Source organism: Pseudomonas sp. PVC-5-1 (genome assembly GCF_057444345.1).
Genome location: NZ_CM172024.1, coordinates 2,578,293 through 2,599,206 on the forward strand (window position 1 = coordinate 2,578,293; position 20,914 = coordinate 2,599,206).

15 protein-coding genes are annotated in these 20,914 nt (G+C 63.4%); 10 read left to right on the plus strand and 5 right to left on the minus strand.

Going from position 1 to position 20,914, the window contains the following annotated elements; translation table 11 throughout:
- Positions 1 to 35 precede the first annotated feature (35 nt).
- Both AC2T3R_RS11650 and AC2T3R_RS11655 read left to right on the plus strand, forming a co-directional pair.
- Complete coding sequence (locus tag AC2T3R_RS11650) at positions 36 to 1,130, plus strand: peptidase C39 family protein (protein WP_486745142.1); 1,095 nt, start codon at positions 36 to 38, stop codon at positions 1,128 to 1,130.
- Between the two features lie 134 nt (positions 1,131 to 1,264).
- Positions 1,265 to 3,166 (plus strand): potassium transporter Kup, encoded by a 1,902-nt coding sequence (locus AC2T3R_RS11655; protein WP_486745143.1) that lies wholly within the window; start codon positions 1,265 to 1,267, stop codon positions 3,164 to 3,166.
- 181 nt (positions 3,167 to 3,347) lie between these two features.
- On the opposite strand, the gene AC2T3R_RS11660 is transcribed toward AC2T3R_RS11655, so the two are convergent.
- From AC2T3R_RS11660 to AC2T3R_RS11670, 3 genes are all read right to left on the minus strand, one after another.
- Positions 3,348 to 4,706, minus strand: coding sequence for a glutamine synthetase family protein (locus AC2T3R_RS11660; RefSeq protein WP_309673665.1), 1,359 nt, complete (start codon positions 4,704 to 4,706; stop codon positions 3,348 to 3,350).
- 75 nt (positions 4,707 to 4,781) lie between these two features.
- Entirely contained in the window at positions 4,782 to 6,026 is a 1,245-nt protein-coding gene (locus tag AC2T3R_RS11665) for an outer membrane beta-barrel protein (RefSeq protein WP_486745144.1), read from the minus strand.
- Between the two features lie 442 nt (positions 6,027 to 6,468).
- A complete protein-coding gene (locus tag AC2T3R_RS11670) occupies positions 6,469 to 7,383 on the minus strand; it encodes a LysR family transcriptional regulator (RefSeq protein ID WP_013972367.1) in 915 nt (304 codons plus the stop codon).
- 206 nt (positions 7,384 to 7,589) lie between these two features.
- Here AC2T3R_RS11670 and AC2T3R_RS11675 point away from each other — a divergent pair, with 206 nt between their 5' ends.
- From AC2T3R_RS11675 to AC2T3R_RS11685, 3 genes are all read left to right on the plus strand, one after another.
- On the plus strand, positions 7,590 to 8,612 hold the full coding sequence (locus tag AC2T3R_RS11675; RefSeq protein ID WP_410952862.1) for a zinc-dependent alcohol dehydrogenase family protein: 1,023 nt from the start codon (positions 7,590 to 7,592) through the stop codon (positions 8,610 to 8,612).
- 512 nt (positions 8,613 to 9,124) lie between these two features.
- Positions 9,125 to 10,510, plus strand: a complete 1,386-nt coding sequence (locus AC2T3R_RS11680; protein ID WP_486745145.1) for a hypothetical protein — start codon at positions 9,125 to 9,127, stop codon at positions 10,508 to 10,510.
- Positions 10,510 to 11,865 (plus strand): aminotransferase class I/II-fold pyridoxal phosphate-dependent enzyme, encoded by a 1,356-nt coding sequence (locus AC2T3R_RS11685; RefSeq protein WP_486745146.1) that lies wholly within the window; start codon positions 10,510 to 10,512, stop codon positions 11,863 to 11,865. The genes AC2T3R_RS11680 and AC2T3R_RS11685 overlap by 1 nt, the downstream gene beginning before the upstream one ends.
- A 133-nt stretch (positions 11,866 to 11,998) precedes the next feature.
- Here the strand turns inward: AC2T3R_RS11685 and AC2T3R_RS11690 are convergent, their stop codons facing one another.
- Together AC2T3R_RS11690 and AC2T3R_RS11695 are read right to left on the minus strand one after the other, a co-directional pair.
- Entirely contained in the window at positions 11,999 to 13,309 is a 1,311-nt protein-coding gene (locus AC2T3R_RS11690) for an MFS transporter (protein WP_410952859.1), read from the minus strand.
- A gap of 65 nt (positions 13,310 to 13,374) precedes the next feature.
- A complete protein-coding gene (locus AC2T3R_RS11695; protein WP_486745147.1) occupies positions 13,375 to 14,688 on the minus strand; it encodes an L-fuconate dehydratase in 1,314 nt (437 codons plus the stop codon).
- Between the two features lie 101 nt (positions 14,689 to 14,789).
- On the opposite strand from AC2T3R_RS11695, the gene AC2T3R_RS11700 reads away from it, so the two are divergent.
- From AC2T3R_RS11700 to AC2T3R_RS11720, 5 genes are all read left to right on the plus strand, one after another.
- Positions 14,790 to 15,737, plus strand: coding sequence for a LysR family transcriptional regulator (locus AC2T3R_RS11700; RefSeq protein WP_047932559.1), 948 nt, complete (start codon positions 14,790 to 14,792; stop codon positions 15,735 to 15,737).
- Between the two features lie 34 nt (positions 15,738 to 15,771).
- On the plus strand, positions 15,772 to 16,725 hold the full coding sequence (locus AC2T3R_RS11705) for a LysR family transcriptional regulator (RefSeq protein WP_486745148.1): 954 nt from the start codon (positions 15,772 to 15,774) through the stop codon (positions 16,723 to 16,725).
- A gap of 266 nt (positions 16,726 to 16,991) precedes the next feature.
- Positions 16,992 to 18,533, plus strand: a complete 1,542-nt coding sequence (locus AC2T3R_RS11710; protein ID WP_410952855.1) for a UxaA family hydrolase — start codon at positions 16,992 to 16,994, stop codon at positions 18,531 to 18,533.
- A gap of 34 nt (positions 18,534 to 18,567) precedes the next feature.
- Positions 18,568 to 19,626, plus strand: a complete 1,059-nt coding sequence (locus AC2T3R_RS11715) for an Ldh family oxidoreductase (protein ID WP_486745149.1) — start codon at positions 18,568 to 18,570, stop codon at positions 19,624 to 19,626.
- A 20-nt stretch (positions 19,627 to 19,646) separates the two neighbouring features.
- Complete coding sequence (locus tag AC2T3R_RS11720) at positions 19,647 to 20,864, plus strand: fumarylacetoacetate hydrolase family protein (RefSeq protein WP_486745150.1); 1,218 nt, start codon at positions 19,647 to 19,649, stop codon at positions 20,862 to 20,864.
- Positions 20,865 to 20,914: the final 50 nt, after the last annotated feature.

Below are 20,914 nucleotides of genomic sequence, written 5' to 3' on the forward strand. Positions count from 1 at the left end.
GTCCCGGTTCGTTACTCAAACATTACGGTGGTGCCATGGTTTTTGATTTTCGCTTTGCGTCGGTGGCCGATGTCGAGGCGCTGGCGGCCCTGGAGCAGGACTGCTTCACCCTTGATCGCCTGAGCCCGCGCAATTTCAGCTGGATGGTGCGCCGTGCCAATGCCTGCCTGATCGTTGCCGAGCAGCAGGGGCAAATGGCCGGTTATGCGCTGCTGTTGTTTCATCGCGGTACGTCACTCGCGCGCCTTTACTCGATTGCTGTGAGCCCCGGCTGGCGTGGCCATGGCCTAGGGCAGCGTTTGCTGGAGCAGGCCGAGGCGGCAGCGCTGAAGCGTAATTGCGCTTGGTTGAGGCTTGAGGTGCGCGCCGACAACCCGACGGCGATCAGCCTGTACGAAAGCAATGGCTATTATCGCTTCGCCGTGGTCGAAGACTACTACGAAGACCATGGCCAGGCGTTGCGTTATGAAAAGCGCATCCTCTGCAACGCACCTGCACCTGCTCGGCAAGTGCCCTATTACGCGCAAACGACAGAGTTCACCTGCGGTGCGGCCTGTCTACTGATGGCCATGGCTGCGATCGAGCGTGGGCGGCCGCTGTTGCGCGCCGAGGAGATTCAGCTCTGGCGTGAGGCCACCACCATCTTCATGACCGCCGGCCATGGCGGCTGTAGCCCGCAGGGCCTGGCTCTGGCGGCCTGGCGCCGTGGGTTCGAGGTGCGCGTGGTGCTTAGCCAGCCGGGGTCTCTTTTTCTCGACGGTGTGCGCAGCCCGCAGAAAAAAGACGTCATGAGGCTGGTAGAGGACGAGTTCGTCGAGGCTCTGGGGGAGACTGACGTGCAACAGGTGGTGGCGCCTGGCTTCGATATCCGTTCGGTGTTGCAAGCGGGTTTCAGACCACTGGTGCTGATCAGTTGTTATCGCTTCACCCGTCTGAAGGCGCCGCACTGGGTACTGGTAACCGGCTGCGATGAGGAGTTCGTCTACCTGCACGACCCGGACGTGGACCACAGCCGCCACCGTCGCAGCCTGGATTGCCAGCACCTGCCGGTCAGTCATGGCGAATTTGCACGCATGAACTGCTTTGGCAGGCAGCGGGTGAGGGCGGCCGTTCTTTTGCGTGGTCGGTGAGACGACCGACGAGCATTTCTTACCCATTCTTTATGCGCTGGATCACGGCCAGGGCCAATACTGGTGCAGCTTTTTCAAGCCCCCGAATTCCCGCCTACACTCAGACTTTACGCAAAACAGACGAGACGTTATCTGTGAGTCAGACCGCAGCCGCTGAAAATCAATCCCACGCAGGCAAGAGCACGGGCGTTGGCCTGTTGGTCGCAGCTGTTGGCGTGGTCTATGGCGACATCGGCACCAGCCCGTTGTATACCCTCAAGGAAGTGTTCAATGGCCACTTCGGCGTGCAGGCCAACATCGAAGGGGTGCTGGGCATTCTCTCGCTGGTGTTCTGGTCGTTGATCTGGGTGGTGTCGGTCAAATACGTGCTTTTCATCCTGCGCGCCAGCAACCAGGGCGAAGGCGGGATCATGGCCTTGACTGCGTTGGCCAGGCGGGCGGCGCGGCCTTATCCAGTGCTGAGCAGGGTGCTGGTGCTGTTGGGCCTGTTCGGCGCGGCGCTGTTCTACGGTGACAGCATGATCACCCCGGCAATTTCCGTGCTGTCGGCGGTCGAGGGCCTGCAACTGGGGATCGACGGGATTGACCACTGGGTCGTGCCGATTTCGGTCGTAGTCCTGTTAGGGTTGTTCATTATCCAGAAGCACGGAACAGCACGCATCGGTATCCTGTTCGGGCCGGTGATGGTGCTGTGGTTTGTGGTGCTCGGCGCGCTGGGCGTCTATGGCATTGCCCAGCGGCCCGATGTGCTACAGGCGCTGAGCCCGACTTGGGCCGTGCACTTCTTCGTCGCTCATCCCGGCGTGGGCATCGCCATTCTGGGCGCGGTGGTACTGGCCTTGACCGGGGCCGAGGCGCTATACGCCGACATGGGGCATTTCGGTCGCAAACCGATTTCTCGCGCCTGGTTCATGCTGGTGCTACCGGGCCTTGTACTCAACTATTTTGGGCAAGGCGCACTGATCCTCAACGACCCAGCCGCGGTGCGAAACCCGTTCTACCTGCTGGCTCCCGGGTGGGCACTGCTGCCGATGGTAGCGCTGGCCACCCTGGCCACTATCATTGCCTCGCAGGCGGTGATTTCCGGTGCGTTCTCGTTGACTCGCCAGGCCATCCAGCTTGGCTATGTGCCGCGCATGTTCATCCAGCACACCTCCAGCGAAGAGCAGGGGCAGATCTACATCGGCATGGTCAACTGGGCGCTGATGGTAGGCGTTGTGCTTCTGGTGATCGGCTTCGAATCGTCCAGTGCTCTGGCAGCAGCCTATGGCGTGGCAGTGACCGGAACCATGCTGATCACCACGCTCCTGGCGTCGGCAGTGGTGTTGCTGTTGTGGAAGACACCGCGCTGGCTGGCCGTTCCGCTGTTGTTGGGCTTCCTGCTGGTGGACGGCCTGTATTTTGCCGCCAACGCGCCCAAGATCTTCCAAGGTGGCGCATTCCCGGTGATCGCCGGCCTGGCATTGTTCGTGCTCATGACCACCTGGAAGCGCGGGCGCAGCATTGTCGTCGAACGGCTGGACGAAACCGCGTTGCCGCTGCCGTTATTCATCGGCAGCGTACAGGCGCAGCCGCCCCACCGTGTACAGGGTACTGCGGTGTTCCTCTCCGCCCGTACCGACGCCGTACCCCATGCCCTGCTGCACAACCTGCTGCACAATCAGGTGCTGCACGAACAGGTGGTACTGCTGACGGTGGTCTCGGAAGATTCGCCGCGTGTCAGCGCTGACAAACGCTTCGAAGTGGAAGCTTTTGGCGCAGGCTTCTTCAGAGTCAGCCTGCACTTCGGTTTCATGGAAGAGCCCGACGTGCCGCTTGCCCTAAGCCAGAGCAGCACTGCTGAGCTGGACTTTAGCCCTATGCGCACCACCTACTTCCTCAGCCGGGAAACCGTGGTGCCCACCAAACGGATCGGCATGGCCAAGTGGCGCGAGCACCTTTTCGCCTTCCTGCTCAAGAATGCCAACAGCAACCTCAAGTACTTCAAGTTGCCGCTGAACCGGGTGATCGAACTGGGCACTCAGGTCGAGATGTGACGTTGGCCTAAGGAATGAACCGGTCGAGCACGATCAGGTCCGGGCCATGAAGATCAGGTCCATGGCGTTTCCTCCAGTAGTGAAGGAAGGCTAGTGGCCCGCAGCGCAAGATGTCAGAAGGATTGGGGCTTTCTGGATAAAGATCGCATCAAGTCCATTCGTGCGGTTTTTTGGAGCGGTGTTACACACTCAATTGCAGATACTCGCGTTCCCACGTGCTGATGACTTGCCGGTAGTGGCGGTGTTCGGTGCGCTTGACCGCGACATACCCTTGCACGAACCTGTCACCCAGGTAGGTCTTGAGCTTGTCGCAGGCGTCCATTCGAGCCAGCGCCTCGTCAAGCGTGTTAGGTAGGCTCAGGCCGCAGTGAGCGTAGGCACGTCCCGATAACGGGGCGCTTGGCTCGATCCGTTCGCGCATGCCCAGATAACCGCACAGCAAGGTGGCGGCCAGCGCCAGGTAGGGATTGGCATCGGCGCCGGGCAGGCGGTTCTCCACGCGCATCGCGGCGGGCGATGCGCAGGGTACACGCAGGCCGACGGTGCGGTTGTCGTGGCCCCAGGCGACGTTCACCGGCGCGCAGTTGTCCGGCAGGAAACGGCGGAACGCGTTCACGTTGGGCGCGAGCAGCGGCAGCAGCTGCGGGATGTAGCGCTGCAAGCCGCCGATGTAATGCAGGAACTGCTCGCTCATGCCGCCGTCATCGCGGGCGAACAGGTTGTCGCTGGTATGCAAGGCTTGCACACTCTGGTGGATGTGCATCGCGCTACCGGGTTGGTAGGCGATCGGTTTGGCCATGAAGGTCGCACTGATGCCGTGCTTGAGCGCCGCTTCGTGAAGGGTGCGCTTGAACAGGATGAGCTGGTCGGCCAGGCGCAAAGCGTCGCCGTGGCGGAAGTTCACTTCCATTTGGGCGGGACCGCTTTCATGGCTCAGGGTATCGAGGTCCAGCCCCTGGGCATCGCACCAGTGGTAGAGGTCTTCGAACAACGGTGCGAATTCGTGGGTGGCGTCGATGGAGAAACTTTGCCGACCCCGTTCCGGGCGGCCGGAGCGGCCGTCGGGTGCCTCCAGTGGCACGTCCGGATCAAAGCTGCGCCGGGTCAGGTAGAACTCCAGCTCTGGGGCTACCACCGGTTGCCAGCCCTCATCGGCATACAGGCCGAGCACCTGCTTGAGTACATGGCGCGGCGACAGTTCGATCGGGTTGCCGGCCTTGTCGAACGGGTCGTGGATGACCATGGCGGTAGGCTCGGCCAGCCAGGGTAGAACAAAGCAGGCCTGCGGATCGGGGCGGCAGTACATGTCGGCACCTGCCTCGTCGAGCAGGGTATCGAACACATGGTCATCGACGTATTCACCGGTCACCGTTTGCAGCAGGACGCTTTCCGGCAGGCGCATGCCACCTTCTTCGAGAAAGCGAGCGGTGGCGGCGATCTTGCCTCGGGCGATGCCACAAAAATCGCTGAGCGCGCACTCGACTTCGGTGATGCCGTGTTGCCTCAGTTGCTCTTGCAACTGCTCAAGGGGGTTATTCATGAAAGCCTCGTCGGATTGGACATTTATTCCTTGACGCCCGTGGGTCGAGCCCTGTGCGACCACAGGGCTTTAGGGTCAGAGCATCAGGCCGGTTTCGGCGAGTACCCGAACCTGGTCACGCTCATCACCGCTGGCACCGAACGCCGAACCATCGTCGGCGCCCAGTGCCTTGACGTAGGCCACCTCGCCCCGTACGAAGAACGGGCCGTCACGGTAGGTCGGCGTGGCGGTCAACGCCCAGGCGCCGGAGCCTGGGCCGTAGAGCAGGTTGGTCGAGGCGCAATTCTGGTCGGTGCCGCAACTGCCGCCCTGGCTGTCGATGAATTCGGCACGCACGCCCAAGGCCCAGTGTTCATCGAAACTGTACTTGGCCAGGAGCGCGGCGCCATAGCTTTCGGCGGCTGCATGGATGCCGATGTCGCGGTCTTGGTCAATACGGGTGTATTGCAGGTAGGGGCTGAGGGTGAAGTCACCGTCGGTGTGGGTGTAGATCAGGTTGTAGAGCTGGCTGTTGTTCTGCACTGTGGGCGTGGCGATGTTCGACTTCGCGTTGCTGGAGAAGTTACCCGCCCCGATGAACGCCAGGGTGTTGTCGGCATCGAAAGCGTAGGCGAGGCTGGTGCTGACCCAGTTGTACTTGCCGGAATAGAAGCCATCGTTGACCGACAGGCTGGCGCTGAGTTTGTCCCTCGCATAGTTCAGTTGCACGCCGCGGCTGATGGAGGGCTCCTGGTTCCACAACAGGCCACGCTGGATGTTGATGTTTTGAAAAGTGAAAGTGGACTCAGCACCAACCAGGGTCGGCAGCGAGCCGGCCAGGATCGCGAAGTGTTCGCCCAACGGCGCCTTCAGGTAAGCCACTGGCAGGTTGCCGTAAAGCTCTTCGGCGGCCTTGGTCGACTTCATGTAGGTGCTGCCCAGGGACGGCAACGAGTAGCCACCGGCCTGGATATAGAACTGCAGCGGCCCGTCGATGGTCTGGATCTCGACTTGGGCATTGCTGAGGTCGGCGCGGAAGGTGTCGTTATCGTTACCGGGAGCATCGATAATATGGTTCTGCCACAGGCCGAGCCCGGTCAGTTGACCGCTGACGTAGACCTTGCCCAGCAGTGTCGTGTCCACGGCGAAGGGGTTGGGGGTGGATGGCAGGGTGCTGGCGATGGCAGGGGCAGGAAGTGGATCCGCCAGTGCTGGCCCGATCATCAGGAATGTGGCAAGACCAGTCTGGACGGGCAACAGGGCGAGGGGCTTGGTCTTGCAGGATTTTGCGAACGAAGCGGACTGGGTGGGGCGAATGAAGGTATTGACGTACAGGAACATGTAGCGCTCTCGATACTCCGAAGAAGTGACTAAAGCGTATTGATTCGCGTGCCAAGTTGCTGTCGGTTTATTTTTCGCCGGCGTAAATTCTGGATAAAGAGTACTAGGCATGGTTGCTGCGCGGCCCTACCTACACAGCAGCGCTCCAACTCTCACAACAACGTCAGTTCTTGATGATCTGTGCCGTTTCCTGAATTGGGTTTTCATTATCTCAGGTGTGTAAGGAAAGAGCTTCAAGTCGACAATCTTAAGCGAGCAAATGGCCATCGATTTCAGTTTGGGAGCGGCAGGGGGTGTAGACATCAGGTTGGGGGCATCCTTTTCAAACCATCCAAAGCATGCCCTCAAATATGCCCCAAATTTAGCAATTAGCTGGAGGAAAATGGCTCTTCGAGGCTAGGAAGAGGCAGAAATGATTAGTTATTAAGCATGCGCGAAGCCCCTATAGGCTGTCAGGGTCGCCGAAGAACATCTGTATCCGCGACCGCAACCACCGTTCCGCCGGGTCATTGTCCTGCGCCCCGCGCCAGGCCATGTGCAGCTCGAAACTACGCACATCCAACGGCAGATCCTCAGCCCGCAACCCACCCGCCGCGGTCAGCGCGTCCGCTGTGTAGTCCGGCACCGTAGCGACAATATCGGTGCCCGCCAGCAAACTCCCCAGCCCGTTGAACTGCGGCACCGCCAGCACCACATGGCGCTTGCGGCCAATCTCTTCCAGGGCCTCGTCGATGAACCCCGACAGGTCCCCGGCAAACGACACCAGCGCATGCGGCCGCGCGCAGAAGTCGTCCAGGGTGATGGCGCCCGGCACGCTGTCGGCGCGCAGCAGTTTCGGCATGCTGCGGCGCAGCACCTTGCGCTTGGCGTTGGCTGGCAGCTCGCTGGTGTAGCTGACCCCCACCGAGATCTCGCCCGAAGCCAGCAGCGTCGGCATCAGCAGGTAATTGACCCGGCGCACCACCAGCACGATACCCGGCGCTTCGGCGCGGATGCGCTTGAGCAACTGCGGCAGCAGGGCGAATTCCGCGTCGTCAGACAGGCCGATGCGGAACACCGCATTGCTGGTGGCCGGGTCGAATTCGGCGGCGCGGCTGACGGCGGTAGAAATCGAGTCCAGCGCCGGGGACAGCAGGGCGAAGATCTCGTGGGCCCGGGCCGAGGGCTCCATGCTGCGGCCGGTACGCACGAACAGCGGGTCGTCGAACAGGTTACGCAGGCGCGACAGCGCCGCGCTGATGGCGGGCTGGCCGAGGAACAGTTTTTCCGCGGCACGGGTCACGCTGCGTTCGTGCATCAGCGTTTCGAACACGATCAGCAGGTTGAGGTCTACACGACGCAGGTCGTTTCGATTCATCGGTGAGCTTCGCCTGAAGTGGGGCAGAGGTGAATCTTAAGGCCAAAGGCTGGTACCCTGCACGGGTTTAGGGGGACCAATCGCAGGGAAAGTCAGGTGCCCAATCGATGACAAGCATGTCGACTATTAATGACCACTGATGGTCTAACCGGCAAAGCCCGGATAGAGTTCGTGGTAATTAGAGGTTCACAATGGCGAGGTATGCGATGTCCCGCATGATCCGTTTCCACAAGTTCGGCGCTGCCGATGTGCTCCGTTGCGAGGAGCAGCCCGAACCGTCACCCGCTGCCGGCGAGGTACAGATCCGCGTCGAGGCGGTTGGCGTCAGCTGGTATGACGTGCTCTGGCGCCAGAACCTGGCACCGTCCCAGGCGCGCCTGCCGGCGGGGATCGGCCACGAGATGGCCGGGGTGGTGACCGCGGTCGGTGAAGGGGTCGAGGATATTGCGGTGGGTGACCGGGTTGCCAGCTTCCCGGCCACCAGTGCCAACGACCACCCGGTGTATGGCGATGTCATCGTGCTGCCGCGTTCGGCCATTACCCGTTATCCGGATGTGCTTACCCCGATCGAGGCCAGCGTGCACTACACGCCGCTGCTGATCGCCTATTTCGCCTACGTCGACCTGGCCCGGGCGAAAGCCGGGCAGACGGCGCTGGTCACCGATGCCAGCCACTGCGCGGGCCCTGCCTTCGTGCAACTGGGCAAGGCCCTGGGGCTGAAGGTGTTCGCCGCCACCAAGGAGCCGGAACAGCGTGAGTACCTGCTGGGCCTGGGCGCCGACAAGGTTATTGTCACCGAAGAGCAGGACCTGCTGCTGCAGGTTGGCAAGTACACCGATGGCCGTGGTGTGGACATGGTCCTGGATGGCATGGGTGGGCCGCAGATGTCGCTGCTCGGCGATGTGCTGGCACCGCGCGGCAGCCTGGTGCTGTATGGCCTGCAAGGCGGCAATCAGACGCCGTTCCCGGCTTGTGCGGCGTTCCAGAAGAACATCCAGTTCTATGTGCACTGCATCGGCAACTTCACCGGCAAGCCGGAGCTGGGTATCAGCCAGGACCAGGTGGCGCTGCAGCGCGCCTTGCGCGATATCAACCAGTTCACTGCCGACCAGTTGCTGACACCGCAGATCATCAAGGTTTACCCGTTCGAGCAGGTGGTCGAGGCGCATCGCTACATGGACCAATGCCCATGCGGCGGGCGCGTGGTGCTGGACATGGCGCAACACTGACAGCGGTCTGCGTCATCAGGAAGCCCGGGCAGAGTCCCGGGTTTTTTGTGCCCGGTACAGAATGATTGATGTTTAAAAAAGAATTTTCCTACAATAAAAGGAGACGCGGATTATATTTAAACGATCACTTGGAGGTTCGTCGAAATATTCCGCCAAGCTTTTTGCCTTGAATTGTTATTCTCTCGCGGTCAATGTGTTTTCTCACTTCTTCTGAATGGTTTTTTTACCCTGATCTGTATCTTCTATTCGCCTTGCATCCCTCGATAATGGCTCAATGATAGTTTGCGCAAGGAGCGTGGAATGAGCATGGCTATGCCCAGGCCAGGGCGGTGTATGGCAGCGGCGGGGCGTCGCTACGATGCGTTTTTCTCGATGTCTTGGCGACAGTGACTGGTTACGTCATTACTTCCAATTAGTTGTAGGAAATTTCTTCTGGAAAAGTTCAGGGCATGTTGATGTTCAGGTTCTCTGATCAACGTGCGCTGGCTGCATGAAGTTGATGAGGTGATTTCGTGACTGCTATTCACGACCAGGCAATGCACTATATCTACCAGCAAGTACTCGAGCGCTTGCTCAGTCATATGTCACAGGCGCAGCGTGCTTCCTTGCAGTTGTTGATACAACGGCTGCTGGTTGCTGCAGGCGGGCCAGAATACATCGGCACCTACCGCTTGCTGGTGCTGCAAGGCAACGATCAGCGCAGCGCCCGGCTGCTGGCGATGCTGCGTGCCGCACAACTGAGTATCGCCCTGCGTGCGCCGGTAACCTTCCAGCTGCGGGTGCTGGTAGTGAGCCTGCCCGTGGCTGACAGTGCCACGCTCGAATGCCATGAGCGCGGCTTCAATGCGCTGTTCTTGCAGGATGACCCGCGGGTGCAACTGCAGATGATCAAGGGGCGTGAAGTAGTGCCGTTCAGCCGGCATGCCCCTGCCGCGCCCGAGAGCTGGCTGTTGGCGAGGGACGCCATGCTGATGTTCGGTCACCTGGTCGACGCCAGCCCCGAAGCGCTGCTAGGGAGTCGCCTGCACCTGGAGTTGGCGGCCGCGGTTGGCTTTGCGCTGCAGGCCCATACCCCTGCGGATGTATTGATCACCGCCATCCCGGCGTGCCAGCGCCGCCGGTACCTTGCCTGGGCACGGCGCAGCTTGCGCCTGGCAGGGGAGCGGGGTTCGTATGCGGTGCACCAGTGCCTGGCGACGCTGGCACAGGGGCTCAGTCGCCTGCATGGCGGCATCGGGGGCCCATCGAGCGCCTTGGCGGAACCGGCCGTGGGGGCGGTGCCGCAGAATACGCCGGTGCGGTTGATTGCCATTGACGACCTGCTGCCGCCGTTGCTCGAAGAACAGCAGCTTGACCTCATGCTCGGTTGCCGCTTCGAGGGGGGCCAGGACGCCCGGCCATTGGCCGCGTTCGTCGAGCCGTTGGCCCCGGCGCAGTTGCAGGAACTGCACGCGCGCAGTCTCGAACCGCAGGCAAGTCGCCCGGCATTGCGGCTGGCTGGCCAGCCGGGCGCCAACAAGCGGCGCGATGTGCATCAACTGCAGTTCGGCAGGGCATACGGCATCAACCAGATCCAACAGGTGTGCCTGCTGTTCAGCCCGTTTGCCAGGCAGGGGAAGAACCTGGAGCGTTTTCTGCAGTGCTGGCATGCCGACATGCTGGTGGCGCTGCCATATCTGCATCGGGCCTTGCAGGGTAAACCCTGCCCTGAAGCGGTGAAAAACTGGCTGGTGAACACCAGCGGCCTGCCGCTGGGGCAACTCAGGTTGATCTATGGCGGGGGCCTGCCGCTGGCCTCCTGGCGCCTGATGAGCCATCTGGCCCGTCGCGATGTACAGCTTAGGTTGCTGCCGCGGCGGGCAGCGGGGCGGCGGCGTGGTCATGCGGGGCCGCCTTGATGGAGCAATCGGGCGCCGGAGAGTTCGCCTATCGCAAGGTCTATCGCTACCTGGAAGCCCTGATCGACCAGGCTCCACGAAGTGGCCCCTGCCGTTTGCCGTCGTTGCGCGAGTTGGCCCGGCGGTTGCGGGTGTCATTGGCCACCGTACAGAGTGCCTACAGCCTGCTGGAAGAAGAGGGTCGCGTGCAATGCCTGCCCAGGTCGGGCTATTACGTACAGGGCGCTGCCAAGGATGCTGCTGCGGCCCTGCCCCTGCAGGCACCCCTGCCGGCACAGCCGATGCTGGAGCGAACCCTGCTCAGCCACGAACGGCGCCTGGCACGTCAGCGCACGGACAATGGTGCCCCTTGGGACGCGCCCGGCAGCGCCCGCCTGCGCAATGCCGTCGCAGAACGCTATACCCGTTCCTCCAACCGGTACTGGCGTGCCGAGGACGTTCAGTTGGCTCCGGATGTGCAGGCGTTGCTGGAGACCTTGCTGGCGGCGTTGGCCGTGCAAGGAGGAACCGTGGTGGTGCACTCGCCCTGTTGCTGGCAGGTACTGCGCGCGTTGGCCCGCGCCGGCATGCGAGTGTTGGAGGTACCACTGGATACCTGCGGCAACCCGGACCTGCGCGCCCTGGCCTGGCTACTGGATAGCGAGCCGGTGTCCATGCTCGTGATGCCGTCGTGCCTTGGCATGCCGCAGGGGCGGCTGGTATCACCGCACTATCAGCAGCAGCTTGGCCAGATGCTTGGGCAGCACTCTGTATGGGTGCTGGAAAACGACCTGGACAGTGAGCACTGTTACAGCGGGCCGCCGAATATGCGCCTGCGCGATTGGGTCGACCCCCGCTGGCTATTGGTGATGGGGGCGTTCGATGCCGCAGTGGGGAGCGAGGCGCCCTATGCCTACTTGCTGGGCCATGATGCCGGGCTGGCCGAGGCTTTCGCGGAGCGTGCGTTTCGGCTTGCACCGCTTCGCCTGCAAGCGCTGGCGCACATGTTGGGCAAAGGCGAGATCGAGACGCAACTGGTGCGGCTACGTACGGACCTGCAAAAGCGTATGCAATGCCTGGCGCGTGAGCTGCAGCTGCAATTTGGCCAGCGGGTTGCATTGGAAACGCCGGAGGGCGGTCGGACCCTGTGGGTGCGCTTTCGCCAGCCACTGCCATGGGCGGATATTGCCGCGTCGTTGGCGGGTTCAGCGCTGCATGCAATGCCGGGCGAGCAGTTCAGCTTGCAGGGGCGCTACCAGCAGTGCCTGGCGATGGCGTGGCTGGGTGATCACCCGGGGGAGCTGCAACAGGCGGTAGAGCGCCTGGCTCAGGTGCTGGAACTGCGCTGCGGCCGACCGGCCGGCGCTACACCTTGAGCCGCCGGGGTTGCGTTGCAACCCATCGCCGGCAAGCCAGCTCCCACGGGGGCAGCGTTGAACTCAAGGTTGTCGCTGTACCTGTGGGAGCCGGCTTGCCGGCGATTAGGCCCTGGCAGGCAAACGCCTCCTGTCAGCGATTCGCTTGCTCCTGCCCTTGTCGCAAGCGGGTACTGACCAGCGCTGCCACCACCAGCAACGCGGCGATGATCCACAAGCCATTGCGGGTACTGCCGGTGGCCTGCTCGATCAGGCCCATCACTGATGGGCCGACGAAACCGCCAAACAGGCCGCAGGTGGTGACAAAGGCCAGGCCTGCCGCCAGGGCGCTGCCACTCAGGCGGCTGGAGGGGAAAACGAAGATGATCGACTGCACCACGAACAGCATCAGGGCAGTCAGCGAAAACCCGATCAGGCCGATGAACGAGTTGGCCAGCGACGCCAGCAGCAGCCCGGCCGCCATGGTCAGCAGGCCGCCGAACAGCAGGGTACGGCAACGGCTCGGCGAGGTGGCCAGGCGCGGGAAGGTGGCGGCGCCGATGGCGGCAGCAATCCACGGTACGGCGGTCAGCAGGCCGACCTGGAAGGGCGACAGCGCGCCGTAGGTGCCGATGATGCCCGGCAGGAAGAAAATCACCGTGTAGATGGTGATCTGGTGCACGAAGTACACCACGATCGCCAGCCAGATCTGCCGGTCGCGGAACATCTGCCCCAACTTGCTCTGCTGCGGTGCGGCGGCACGCTCCGCAGCCAGACGGCGCTCGATGTCCTCGGCTTCGGCGGGCGAGAGCCAGGGCGCCGAGGCCGGGCCATCGGGCAGTTTCTTCCATACCACATAGGCCAGGGCCACTGCCGGCAGGCCCTCGAGCACGAACAGCCATTGCCAGCCGTGCCAGCCCAGCACACCGTCCATTTCCAGCAGCGCACCCCCCAGCGGGCCGCTGAGGATGTTGGCCAGGCACACGCCCAGCAGGAAGTAACCCGTGGCGCGGGCACGCTGTTCACGGTCGAACCAGTAGGTCAGGTACAGCATCACGCCGGGGAACAGGCCCGCTTCGGCGACCCCGAGCAACAGGCGCATGACGTAGAACGAGGTTTCGCCCTGGACGCAGGCCATGCCCGCCGAGAGCAGGCCCCAGGTGATCATGATGCGGGTGATCCAGAAGCGTGCGCCCACCCGATGCATGATCAGGTTGCTGGGTACTTCGGCCAGGGCGTAGGTGAGGAAGAACAGGCCGGCGCCCAGGCCGTAGGCCGCTGCCGACAGGCCGAGGTCGATGCCCATGCTGGCCTTGGCCAGGGCAATGTTGGTCCGGTCAAGGAAGCTCATCACGTAGACAACGATGAGCAGTGGCATCAATTTGCGCAGCAGCAGGCCGTTCAGGCGCTGTTCGGTGGTGGCTGCAGGGGCGGGCGCCGCTGCAGTACCGGTGAGGATTGTCATTGTTTTTTCCCCGTGAAAAGTGCTGGTGGCGTGCCGCGCAAAGGCGGCACACCCAGGTAGGTGGGTCAGGAACGGTTGATGTCGAGCCACACCGCGCCGTTGGGGTACTGGTAGCGTTCCAGGGTCTCGGCATGCATTTCGATGCTGTAGCCCGGGCGTCGCGGCGGCATGTAGCGCCCGCGGCGGATCACCACCGGGTCGATGAAATGCTCGTGCAGGTGGTCGACGTACTCCAGCACCCGGTTGTGCAGCGAAGCCGACACCGCGATGTAGTCGAACAGGGCAATGTTCTGCACGTATTCGCACAGGCCGACACCGCCGCCGTGCGGGCACACCGGTACGTCGTACCTGGCTGCCATCAGCAGCACGATCAACACTTCGTTCAGGCCACCCAGGCGGGCCGCGTCCAGTTGGCAGAAGTCCAGCGCGCCGGCCTGGAACATCTGCTTGAACATCACCCGGTTGTGACAATGTTCACCGGTGGCCACGCCAATCGGCGCAATGCGCTGGCGGATGGTGGTGTGCCCGAGGATGTCGTCCGGGCTGGTCGGCTCCTCGATCCACAGTGGCTCGAAGGCGGCCAGGCGGCGCATGTTGGCGATGGATTCCTCGACGCCCCATACCTGGTTGGCATCCATCATCAGGGTGCGCTCCCAGCCAATTTCGTCGCGCAGGATGCTGGCGCGGCGAATGTCTTCCTCCAGGTCCGCACCGATCTTCTGCTTGATGTGGGTCCAGCCATCTTCCACCGCCTCGCGGGCCAGCTTGCGCATCTTTTCCTCGCTGTAGCCCAGCCAGCCAGGCGCGGTGGTGTAGCCGGGGTAGCCTTCGCGCAGCATCTGCGCTTCGCGCTGGGCCTTGCCCGGGGCCTGGCGGCGCAACAGGGTGATGGCTTCTTCGGGGGTGAGCACATCGGTGACGTAGCTGAAGTCCAGGCAGCGCACCAGTTGCTCGGGCGTCATGTCGGCCAGCAGCTTCCACACCGGCTTGCCTTCGTGCTTGGCCCACAGGTCCCACACGGCATTGATGATGGCGGCAGTGGCCAGGTGGATCACGCCCTTTTCCGGGCCCAGCCAGCGCAACTGGCTGTCGCTGACGGTGAAGCGGTGCCAGAAACCGCCCATGTCGGCCGTGATTTCCTCCAGGGTAAGGCCGACGATCAGCGGCGCCAGCGCCTGCACCGCCGCCGCGCAAATCTCGTTGCCTCGGCCGATGGTGAAGGTCAGGCCGTGGCCTTCGAGGGCCTCGGCGTCGGTGTGCAGCACCACATAGGCCGCTGAATAATCGGGGGCGCTGTTCATGGCGTCGGAGCCGTCCAGCGACAGCGAAGTGGGGAAACGAATGTCGCGAACGCTCAGGTGGGTAATACGTATGCTCATGGTCGGCTCTTGTTCTGTTCAAGCACTGGGGGACCTGACTGTAGGTTGTCGAGCGATACAGGCATAATCGCCAAATCTTAACCAGCGATACCGAATTCGATATGTCTCGATTGCCACCCGACAGCGCCCAGGCGCCTGCCAGCCTCGGCGCATTGAAGATCTCCAGCCGGCAGATCACGCTGCTCAACGCCTTGGGCGAGTTCGCTAACCTGCGCCGTGCTGCCGCGGCGATGCACACCACGCAACCGGCAGCGAGCCTGTTGCTGCAACAGCTCGAGGAACGCCTTGGCGTACGCTTGTTCGAGCGTTTGCCACGGGGCATGCAAGCGACGCTGTATGGCGAAGTGATGATCCGCTATGCGCAGAACGCGCTGCATGAGTTCGAGCACGCCCAGGCGCAGATTGCCGAGCTGGCGCGCGGGGCTCAGGGCCTGGTGAGGGTGGGCAGCGTCATGGGCCCGGTGCCGGGTGTGCTGACCAGGGCGGTACTGGCCTACAAGCGCGATCACCCCAAAGTGCGCATTTCCCTGGAGGTTGGCACCAGCGACACCTTGCTGCCGGCCTTGCTGCGTGGCGACTTCGACATGGTGGTGGGGCGCCTGCCGGACCAGAGCGACAGCCAGGAATTGAACATCGAACTGTTCGAAGGCGGTGAGCAGATGCGGGTTATCGCCCGCGCCGACCACCCGCTGGCCAATGCCACCGGGCTGCAACTGGCCGACCTGGTGGCGTCGACCTGGATACTGCACCCGATCGGCAGCCCGATGCGCCGCCGCGTCGAAAGCGCGCTGCAGGCCGGCGGCATGGTGCAGTCACTGGATATCGTCGAAACTGCCTCGATCCTGGCTACCACCGCCATGCTCGAAGCCTCCGAGATGATTGCGGTGGTGCCCGATGACGTGGCCAAGCATTATGCCCGCTATGGCATGGTCGCCATCCTGCCGGTGGAACTGCCGCTGGCCATGGCCAACCTGGGCGTGCTGACCCTGCGCTCGCGGCCCAACTCGGTTGCCCTGGACACCTTGCTGCACTACCTGCGGGCGCAATAGCCCTGCCTTTTCACTTGCCTGAGGCCCTGCGTCAATGCCGCCGGACATGACCCATTCCAGCTTTTGCAACTGGATCCGCTACAAGCACCTGGTGCTGATCGACACCTTGGCGCGCACCCGCAACATGCACGCCACCGCCACGCGCATGAACCTGAGCCAGCCGGCACTGAGCAAGATGTTGCGTGACCTTGAGGAGCAGTTCGGCTTCGCCCTGTTCGAGCGCCTGCCGCGGAGCATGCCACCCACCGAACTGGGCGAATATGTGGTGCGTTATGCCCAAGGCGCGCTGGCCGAGTCGCAACAGTTCGTCGACCAGGTAAACCGCCTGCGCAATGGCGGGCACGGCTTTATCCGCGTCGGCGGGATCTTTGCCGCCACCGCGCTGGTGTTGCCGCAGGCCATCGCCGCGATCAAGGCACGCAGCCCGTTGCTGTCGATCGAAGTGGTGGAGCATTCCAGCGATCACTTGTTGACCATGCTGGAGCAGAACAAGCTCGACATCATGATTGGCCGCTTCACCGAAGAACGCTTCAGCCAGCTGTTCGACTTTCAGCCCCTTGAGCCGGAACCGTTCAGCCTGGTGGTCAACAGCGAGCACCCGCTCAACCAGCTGGAAAGCACGCCGCTGACAGCGCTGGGCGACTGGCCGTGGGTGCTGTACCCGGGGGGTACGCCGATCCGCAACCGCCTGGAGCAGGCCTTCCGGCTTGCCGGCATTGCCACGCCTGCCGACAGCGTTGAAACCATCTCCATGCCGATGTTCCTGCAATTGCTGCAGGCGGCGCCGATGATCGCCATGTTGCCGCGCTCGATGGTTGCCGCGCAGTTGGCCAGCGGCCAACTGAAAGAATTGCGCAGCCCCTTGCACCTGGCGGCGCTGGAGTACGGCGTAGTTACCCGCAAGGACGAGCCGCTGAGTGCTTCGGCCCGTGCGTTTGTCGAGATTTTGCTGGAGGGGGCTCGGCGCCGTCAGCAAGAGCGGGGATGAAGCCATTGGGGCTGCTCTGCAGCCCATCGCAGGCACAGCACAAGGTTCAAGGCATGCGCTGTACCTGTGGGAGCGGGCAAGCCCGCGAAGGGCTGCGCAGCGGCCCCAATGGCCCTCAAAGTGATTGATAAACGCGCTCTGATACCTGCTTTTGATAACCCAAGGTTATCGCACGATCGGATCATCTCATTGGGAATGTTGCCCAAGGCTTCTTACAGTGGTCGCAGCCATAACAAGAAGCCAGCCGCACCGCCCTGAGAGGTCCCATGCAACTGATTGCCAAATCCGGTGACCTTGCCGTCATCCGCCTCAACCCGCTGGACAACGTGCTCATCGCCCGCCAGGCCCTGCCGCAAGGCCTGCGCCTGGACGCCGAGGCGATTACCGTGCGTCAGCCGATCCCCTCGGGCCACAAGCTCGCTACCGAGCGTGTAGAGCAGGGCCAGCCCCTGCGCCGTTACGGGCAGATCATCGGTTTTGCCTCTCGGGCCATCGACGCCGGCGAACACGTGCATGTGCACAACGTGCAGATGGGCGATTTCGCCCGTGACTACGCCTTCGGTGTCGACACCCGCAGCCAGCCCGGCCGCGAGGCGCAGTTCCAGGGCATCGTGCGCACCGATGGCCGGGTCGCCACCCGCAACTACATCGGCATCCTCACCTCGGTGAACTGCTCGGCGACCGTGGCCCGGGCCGTGGCCGACCATTTTCGCCGCGACATCCACCCTGAAGTGCTGGTTGATTACCCGAACATCGACGGCGTCGTGGCGCTGACCCACGGCGCCGGTTGTGCGGTGGACCCCAGCGGTGAAGCCCTGGGCATGTTGCGCCGCACCCTGGCCGGGTACGCCGTACACCCCAATTTCGCTGCCGTGCTGATCATCGGCCTGGGCTGCGAAACCAACCAGATCGAAAGCCTGCTGGAAACCCAGGGCCTGCAGGCCAGCGCCCAGCTGCGCGCCTTCACCATCCAGGGTATCGGCGGCACCAGCAAAACCATCGCCGCCGGTATCGAGCAGGTCAAGGCGCTGCTGGCCGAGGCTAACCAGGTGCAGCGACAGCCGGTCAGTGCACGGCACCTGGTGGTCGGCCTGCAATGTGGCGGTTCCGATGGCTATTCCGGCATTACCGCCAACCCGGCGTTGGGCAATGCCGTCGACCGTCTGGTGGCCGCCGGCGGCACCGCAATCCTCTCCGAGACCCCGGAAATCTACGGTGCCGAGCACCTGCTCACCCGCCGAGCGGTCAGCCGCGAGGTTGGCGAAAAGCTGGTGGCCCGCATCCGCTGGTGGGAAGACTACTGCCAGCGCATGAACGCCGAGCTGAACAACAACCCCTCGGCCGGCAACAAGGCCGGGGGCCTGACCACCATCCTCGAGAAGTCCCTCGGTGCGGTGGCCAAGGCTGGTTCCAGCAACCTGGTCGATGTGTACCAGTACGCGGAAGCGGTGCACGCCCAGGGCCTGGTATTCATGGATACCCCCGGTTACGACCCGGTTTCGGCCACCGGGCAGGTCGCTGGCGGTGCCAACCTGATTGCCTTCACCACCGGCCGTGGCTCGGCCTACGGCTGCGCCCCGGCGCCGTCGATCAAGCTGGCCACCAACAACCGGGTGTTCGAGCACCAGGAAGAAGACATGGACGTCAATTGCGGCGGCATCGCCGACGGCTCCACCAGCATCGAGGAGCGCGGCGCGTTCATCTTCGAACAGATGCTGCGCATCGCTTCCGGTGAGCGCAGCAAGAGTGAGCTGCACGGCTACGGGCAGAACGAATTCGTGCCCTGGCAGATCGGTGCCGTGACCTGATCGCCAGCCCTGTCCCATTTCCGAGGCAACCGCAATGACTCAAGCCACACATTACAACGTGCAAACGCTCACCACCTTCGTCGAGCGGCTGTTCGAAAAGGCCGGCGCCGATGCCGAAGTCGCCCAGGTAGTGACCCGGGTACTCCTCGAAGGCGAATTGCTGGGCCATCGCACCCATGGCCTGAACCTGGTCAGCCGCTACATCGACGGCATGCTCGGCGGCCAGGTCAAGGCCCGCGCTCAGGTACTGGAGCAGGTGTCGGACAGTGGCATTTCCAGCCTGTTCGATGGCCACTACGTGTTGGGGCCGTACTGCGTCAGCCGTGCCCTGGACTGCGCGGCAAAGGGCGCCACTTTGCAGGGTATCGGTATCGCCGTTGTGCGCCGTGCCGCGCATATCGGCTGCCTGGCAGCCTACCTCAAGCCCTACACCGACCAGGGCCTGGTAGCCATGCTGTATTCCTCGGACCCGTCGGTAGGGCTGGTCTGCGCCCATGGTGGCGTCGACCCGGTGTACACCCCCAACCCGATTGCCGCGGGCATCCCGACCCAGGGCGAGCCGATTCTGCTGGACGTGAGCATGTCCACCGTCACCCTCGGCCTGGTCGGCCAGTGCCGCGACGCCGGCAGCCGCCTGCCGCACCCGGTGCTGGTGAGCAATGACGGGCAACTGAGCGACGACCCGCGCGACTTCTTCACCAGCCCGCAAGGCAGCATCCTGCCCTTGGGTGGCCAGGCTTTCGGCCACAAAGGTTTCGCCCTGGCGCTGCTGGTAGAAGCCCTGACCTCGGGGCTGGCCGGCCATGGCCGCAAGGACGCACCAGACCAGTGGGGTGCCTCGGCCACCGCCGTGGTCATCGACCCGCGTTTCTTCGGCGGCCTGCAAGCGTTCACCGACGAAACCAGCTTCCTCGGCCGGCTGGTCCTGGCCAGCCGGCCACTCGACCCCGAGCGCCCGGTGCGCCTGCCTGGGCAGGCTGGCCTTGCCTTGCGCCGCCAGGCCCTGAAGCAGGGCGCAAGCCTTTCGTCACAGCTGGTGTCCGACCTTGACCGCCTGGCCGGGCAGCTGCAACTGCCGGCACTTTCCCAATGAATGACAGTAAGGGTACACAGATGACTGATCGAGCGAACGGCAAGCGACCGCTGCCTCTGAATCACGATGCCAGCGCGTTCGACAGCGGCAGTTGGGTAGGGCGGGTCTGGCTGCCGGAGCAGGGCCCTGCGGTGGTACTGGTGAAGACCGGTGCCGTGCACGACATCAGCGCCCATGTAGCCACCGTCTCGGCCCTGCTGGAAGTGGCCGACCCGGTGGCCTACCTGCGCGGCCTGCCGCTGGCCGAGCCACTGATCGGGCTGCCAGCCTTGCTGGGCAACAGTGACCCGGCCCGACGCGACCCGCGCCAGCCATGGCTGCTGGCACCCATCGACCTGCAGGCGGTGAAGGCCGCTGGGGTGACCTTCGCCACCAGCCTGCTGGAGCGCGTGGTCGAAGAGCAGGCCAAGGGCGACCCGGCCAAGGCCGATGCCATCCGTGACACCCTGGCCAGCCGCATCGGCGCCGACCTGTCGCAGATCGTGCCGGGCTCGGCCCAGGCCGAGGCGCTGCGCAAGGTGCTGGTGGAGCAGGGCCTGTGGTCGCAGTACCTGGAAGTGGGTATTGGCCCGGATGCCGAGGTGTTCACCAAGGCCCAGCCGCTGTCGGCGGTCGGCCACGGCGCCGACATCGGTATCCACCCCAAGTCGAGCTGGAACAACCCGGAGCCTGAAGTGGTACTGGCGGTGTCGAGTGATGGTCGCATCAAGGGCGCGATGCTCGGCAACGACGTCAACCTGCGTGACTTCGAAGGCCGTAGCGCCTTGCTGCTGTCAAAAGCCAAGGACAACAATGCCTCCACTGCGCTCGGCCCGCTGTTACGCCTGTTCGACGAAAGCTTCGGCCTGGACGACGTGCGCGCCGCCGAGGTGGACTTGCAGGTGGTGGGCGAAGACGGTTTCATCCTCGCCGGGCGCAGCTCCATGCGCCAGATCAGTCGCGACCCGCAGGACCTTGTGCAGCAAACCCTCAACGAGAACCATCAGTACCCCGACGGCCTGGTGCTGTTCCTCGGTACCTTGTTCGCCCCCAAGCAGGACCGCGACCAACCGGGCAACGGCTTCACCCACAAGCCGGGCGATGTGGTGAGCATCAGCAACCCGCAACTGGGTACCCTGTGCAACCGCGTGACCACCAGCGACCTGGCACCGCAGTGGCACTTTGGCCTGCGTGCGCTGATCGACAGCCTCGGCCGACGCGGGCTGCTGGAAGTTGCAACCACCGCGCGCCAGCCTTGAGCGGCGCGCTGCGTCAGGGAGGGCGCAGCTTGAACGAAGGACCGCCAAGG

Excerpts from the sequence above, each read along its gene's own strand:
- AC2T3R_RS11650 (WP_486745142.1), top strand. The coding sequence starts at position 36 with ATGGTTTTTGATTTTCGCTTTGCGTCGGTGGCCGATGTCGAGGCGCTG.
- AC2T3R_RS11660 (WP_309673665.1), bottom strand. The coding sequence starts at position 4,706 with ATGAATAACCCCCTTGAGCAGTTGCAAGAGCAACTGAGGCAACACGGC.
- AC2T3R_RS11665 (WP_486745144.1), bottom strand. The coding sequence starts at position 6,026 with ATGTTCCTGTACGTCAATACCTTCATTCGCCCCACCCAGTCCGCTTCG.
- AC2T3R_RS11670 (WP_013972367.1), bottom strand. The coding sequence starts at position 7,383 with ATGAATCGAAACGACCTGCGTCGTGTAGACCTCAACCTGCTGATCGTG.
- AC2T3R_RS11675 (WP_410952862.1), top strand. The coding sequence starts at position 7,590 with ATGTCCCGCATGATCCGTTTCCACAAGTTCGGCGCTGCCGATGTGCTC.
- AC2T3R_RS11685 (WP_486745146.1), top strand. The coding sequence starts at position 10,510 with ATGGAGCAATCGGGCGCCGGAGAGTTCGCCTATCGCAAGGTCTATCGC.
- AC2T3R_RS11690 (WP_410952859.1), bottom strand. The coding sequence starts at position 13,309 with ATGACAATCCTCACCGGTACTGCAGCGGCGCCCGCCCCTGCAGCCACC.
- AC2T3R_RS11695 (WP_486745147.1), bottom strand. The coding sequence starts at position 14,688 with ATGAGCATACGTATTACCCACCTGAGCGTTCGCGACATTCGTTTCCCC.
- AC2T3R_RS11700 (WP_047932559.1), top strand. The coding sequence starts at position 14,790 with ATGTCTCGATTGCCACCCGACAGCGCCCAGGCGCCTGCCAGCCTCGGC.
- AC2T3R_RS11705 (WP_486745148.1), top strand. The coding sequence starts at position 15,772 with ATGCCGCCGGACATGACCCATTCCAGCTTTTGCAACTGGATCCGCTAC.
- AC2T3R_RS11710 (WP_410952855.1), top strand. The coding sequence starts at position 16,992 with ATGCAACTGATTGCCAAATCCGGTGACCTTGCCGTCATCCGCCTCAAC.
- AC2T3R_RS11715 (WP_486745149.1), top strand. The coding sequence starts at position 18,568 with ATGACTCAAGCCACACATTACAACGTGCAAACGCTCACCACCTTCGTC.
- AC2T3R_RS11720 (WP_486745150.1), top strand. The coding sequence starts at position 19,647 with ATGACTGATCGAGCGAACGGCAAGCGACCGCTGCCTCTGAATCACGAT.